The following is a 4,914-nucleotide window of genomic DNA, read 5'->3' on the forward strand; positions in this document are numbered from 1 at the left end:
AGCCAGGGGCGCGGCTTGGTCCGCACCCTGGTTGGAATAAATCGTGAGGCCGCCGTAGACGTTGTTGGTGTTGATGATGTGGATGGCCCCTCCTTCGTCCGAATCGATGTTGGAGTCGGAGTTGGAACCCTGGCTGACCATGATGGCGTTGGCGGCCCCGGCCGAGCCGGCGCCCACCGTGGCCTGGATGGCTTTCCCCACCCCGGCTTGATAAGCGTAGACGGCGATTCCGGTGGCTTCGGTGAAGGCTTGCTCGGCCCGGATCGCGTAGCCGCTGCTCATGAGCGGGGAGTTGACGTAGGCGGCGATCAGGCTTCCCGTGGTCAGGGTGGTGGAAGTAACCCAGACCCCGTGTTGGGTGGTGGCTTGGGTGGTGGCGGTGAGAATGCGCCCGTTGTCGTGGCGGTAAAGCTGGATCATGGAGCCGTCCGCTCCCGTACCCAGTCCCGTTCCTTCCACGCGCAACGCCGGGGCGGGACCGTCGGAATTGATGCGCACCAGCTCGTCGGCGGCGATGGCGTCGGTGCCGATAATCACCGTGCCGGTGTGGTAGATGGGATCGGCCGCGGTCGAACCGGAGATGAAGATCCAGTCGTCGTCGCCGCCGCCTCCGCCGCTGCCGCTCATTTCGATCCAGTCCGTACCGTTGTAGTATTTCATGGTGTTGTCGGACGAATCGAAGGCGATATAGCCGGCCGAGGGCGTCCCCGGAAGGGCTCCGGGGGTGAAGAAAACCGTGTCGATCTCGGGCTGGACCAGGGTCTTGTTGAGAACGGTCTGGGTATCGGTCAACCCGACGAAGGCGGAGTTCGGACTTTCCAGGCCGTCGAGCAGATCGGCGTTGACGGCATAGGGAACGCTGACGATCTGTTGGTCGGGAGAGAGGGTTTCGTAGTTGATACCGTCGGTGGAAAAGGCGACCCGCAGATACATGTCTTCCAGGTGGGTGAAGACGTCGTCGGTCAGGGGATCTTCCGTATTGCCCCCGATAAGAATATTGAAGATACCCTCGACGGCGCTGACCGAAGCGAACGAAGACCAATAGGTGGTGGCCATGTCTTCGTTGCCGATGGTGAGAGCGAACCAGGTATTTCCGGAATAACCGACGTCCCCCACCTCCACCCGGCCTTGGAAATTGATGACCGGGTCATCCATGGGATGCGGGGACTCGGCGGGGGAGCGGGGGGGGATCGCGATGACTGAAATTAACAATGCCAGACCCAACCCAGCCAGTTTCCATGAGTTCATGGTGTTCGCCCCTTATCGTAATTCTCGGTAACAGTTGATAGATCTCTTCCCTGGATAGAATCCTACCTTCTTTAAATATAACGGGGAGGACGCAAAAGCTTCAATGTAAAATCGATAAATCTTCTTGGTTATTTCGCCAGGGAAACGACGTCTTTTCTCCGAGGACCGCGCCTCCGAGGCGCCGGCGCGTTCCCCGGCGGAACGGGGCGAGCGGTCGCGGCGCCGGGTGAAAATCCGACCCCGGCGGCGGCGGATGATTCCGAGGGAAAACGTCAGTATGTTTCCCGCCGATTTTATTGTCCATAATTTAACTTAAATTTACCTTATCGGTCGGCGCGGGGATCCTCTTTTCCCGGATAAAGCTTTTCGCCTTTTTCCCTAACCGAGAAATTTGTTTCGTTTTCCATAATTCGCATTATCAAAGTCAGTATCGGTTAAGATCGTATAATTTATTATATGTGTTTTGGCTTGAGGCTAGAGGGTCGGCTTCGGCTCGGAGTCCCAGTTCCATCCCTGCCCCGGTTCCCGCCGGCGGTTATTTTAGCGTTGCCGAAAACCCTGCGCCGGTATATTCTTTGATTATGACTGGCAACGGTCGCCCGGCGGATACGGAACGGTTTCCCCAAGGATTGATCCTGGTCGTCGAAGACGACCCCGCCGGCATTCGTCTTTACCGCAAGATCCTGGCGAATTACCCCGAAGCCGTTTTTTTCGGCGACGGCTCGGAGGCCGCGAGGTTCATCGAAACCGCCGGGCTGATCAGCTTGGCGTTTGTCGATTTCATTCTCCCCGGAGAATCGGGCCTGGAGTTGGTGGCCGAACTCAACCGCCGTTTTCCCCAAGCCGAGGTCTTCATGATCACCGGGTTGGACGACATCCAAACGGCGGTCAAGGCGGTGAAGGCCGGAGCCGCCAATTACCTGCTCAAACCGTTTCGCGTCTCGGAGATGCGGACCATCGTCGAACGCAACCGCCGCCGCGAACAGATGCGGCTGGAAAACCTCGACTTGCAGCGCTTGCTGGAAGCGAAAGACCGGGAGCCCGTCCTGGTCGGGCGCAGCCACGGGATCAGGAAAGTCCGGGAAATGGCTCTTTCGGTCGCGCCGCTGGACGCCACCGTGCTCATCCTGGGCGAAACCGGAACCGGGAAAGACCTGCTCGCCCGCTTCATCCACGCCCACAGCGAACGGGCGCGGAGCGGCTTCGTGATCGCCGACCTTTCCGCCCTCAACGAACGCCTGATCGAAAGCGACCTCTTCGGACACGAGAAAGGAGCGTTTACGGGTGCGCACGAGCGCCGGGTGGGAAAATTCGAACGGGCTTCGGGCGGCACCATATTCCTCAATGAAATCGGCAACCTCAGTCTGGGCGCCCAACAAAAACTGCTGCGGGTCCTGGAAGACCGGAAGATGGAACGGGTAGGGGGCGACGTCACCATTTCGGTGGACATCCGGATCGTCGCCGCCACCAGCACCGATCTGGAAGGAGACACCGCCCGGGGGACGTTCCGACCGGATTTGCTCTACCGGCTCAACGTCTTTACCATCACCATTCCCCCCCTGCGGGAACGCCGCGAAGACATCCCCCTCTTGATCGACTATTTCCTCAAACTCCATTGCGCCCGCTACGGGCGGCCTCGACTTGCTCCTCCCCCCGCGGCGATCGAGCGGCTCCTGGACTACCCCTGGCCCGGCAACGTCAGGGAACTCAAGCACGCCCTGGAGCGGGCCGTGATCGCCGGCGATTTCAACCGGCTCTTCCTGGACGCCGGATCCGGGCCCCACCGGAAAACGTCAGCCGGAAAAAGCTTGGCTGAAATCGAGCGGGAAAGGATCGAATCGGTTCTGCAACTGACTTCCGGTAACCTGGCCCGGGCCGCGCGCGAACTGGGAATCTCCCGCAGCACCTTGTACGGCAAGCTCAAAAAATACGGGATCGAGGCCCGGCGCCCCCGCGGTCAGTAATGGCAGCGGCGGACGGCGGGGATATCCCCCTCTTGCCCCAACTCCTGGACAGTCCTCCCCCCGCAGAGGAAACGGATAAAGACCCGGCCGCGGCCGGGGCGCCAGATGGCAAGATCGTCGGCGCCGGTGCCGTCGTAATCGCCGGTCAGGGGAACGTCTCCGGCGGCTTCCACCCCCCATTCCACCCGGGAAAAGCCGCAAACCAGCCATAACCCCGACTTCTCCCCGCGCGGGCGCCAAACGGTGCGGTCGAGGGCTCCGTCCCCGTCGCCGTCCAGGGGAACGGGAATATCGTCGGGCCCTCCCCATTTGACCGTGGGCAAGCCCTCGACGATCCATTCGCCGGTGGAAGGACGCCATACCGCCGGACGGGCGCGCCCTTCCCCGGTGTAGTCGCCCGGGACCGGAATGTCCCCTTCCTCCCCCAACTCCACTTCCCAGACGGTTTCCGGGCCGGCTTCCCGCCGGTGCTCCCGCCCGGCGAAACAGAGGATCCTCCACACTCCTTCCTCCGGACTCCAGGTGGCGAAATCGGTCACCGAATCCCCGTTGTAGTCGGCGGGAACCGGAAACTCGCCCTCGCCCCCCCAAGCCACTTCCTCCTCGAACCCCCAGACCCGCCAGCCTCCTTCCCGGTAAAAAGCCGGTTCGGCGACGCCGTCGCCGTCGTAATCGCCCGTAGCCGGAATATCGCCCAGTTCCCCTCCCCAGACCAAACTCGAACAAACCCCCGCGATATCCCATTCTCCGTTCCCGGGACGATAGACGGCGGGGTCGCTGAGACCGTCGCCGTCGTAATCGTCGTGGGCGATCACCAGGAAAGGAGCGCCTAAAGGATCGGGGAGGGCGCGGTCCGTCCCGGCCAGTTCCCAGTCGCTGACGTCGAAATCCTCCACCAAGCTCAGCGAGCACGGGAACACTTCGGATTCACCGTAATACGTGGCCAGGCGGGCGTCGGAGCGGTTGTAGACCCGGACGTAGAGCCCCCCTTTTCCGCCGTCGACCGGATCCCCGACTTCGTAGACGAACCGTCCCGTCTTTTCCCCTCCCCAGGCCATGCCCGCCCCGATGGCGGTGGCCACGCAGACGTAATCGTCCCCCGTGACCGCGCCGCCCGGAGCTATCGGATCGGCCGTCCCGTCCGGTCCGGTGGAGATGATCTGAACCAGGTCGCCGGGGAAGCCGTCCCACATGGGATCGTCCGGATTCGTCCCTTCCAACACCCGGCCCGATTCGTCATAAAGAGGCAGCCCGGCAAAAATTACGAAATCGGCGGCGGCCGGAGACGACCCGGGAACGAAACCGAGCGCGACCGCGATCGTTACCGCTATTCGCGTTAACGCCGGTTTATCGGTCATGTCGCACCTCCCAATCGTTATCGACATCGGCTGTTTCGCAAACAGCGTGCCAAACGGCGCCGGGGGCGGGAGGTTGCCCCAACACTTTGGACCGCAAACCATAACGTCTTCATGTCCGATCGGCCGATTTCGACCGGACCGATCCGAAGTGTTCGAATTTCGTCGCCGCGTGGTGTCGGATTTCGAACACTCCGACGGGGAAGGGGAAACACGGCGCCGGGGGCGCCCGATAACGCGGAAACGAAGGCGGCACCTTCGCGGTTACACGGATCGGGCGGTTGTAGTATACTCCCGCCGGGAGTAGGTTAGTTTAATAAGGAGTTCGATCCATGCTCGTCCTGGAA

General features: G+C 61.7%; 3 protein-coding genes. 1 reads left to right on the forward strand and 2 read right to left on the reverse strand.

The genetic code is table 11. The features are described 5' to 3' along the window. The coding region (locus PLZ73_12580; GenBank protein HOO78709.1) for a hypothetical protein at nucleotides 1–1,155 on the reverse strand (1,155 nt) is incomplete at its 3' end. A gap of 674 nt (nucleotides 1,156–1,829) precedes the next feature. Here PLZ73_12580 and PLZ73_12585 point away from each other — a divergent pair. Beyond that, nucleotides 1,830–3,212 carry a sigma-54 dependent transcriptional regulator gene (locus tag PLZ73_12585; protein HOO78710.1) on the forward strand — a complete coding sequence of 461 codons (1,383 nt, stop codon included), beginning with the start codon at nucleotides 1,830–1,832 and terminating at the stop codon, nucleotides 3,210–3,212. Here the strand turns inward: PLZ73_12585 and PLZ73_12590 are convergent. Beyond that, nucleotides 3,206–4,570, reverse strand: a complete 1,365-nt coding sequence (locus tag PLZ73_12590) for a hypothetical protein (protein ID HOO78711.1) — start codon at nucleotides 4,568–4,570, stop codon at nucleotides 3,206–3,208. The genes PLZ73_12585 and PLZ73_12590 overlap by 7 nt on opposite strands. Nucleotides 4,571–4,914 lie beyond the last annotated feature (344 nt).

The sequence above is a fragment of the bacterium genome, assembly GCA_035380285.1.
Classification (GTDB): domain Bacteria; phylum Auribacterota; class Erginobacteria; order Erginobacterales; family DAOSXE01; genus DAOSXE01.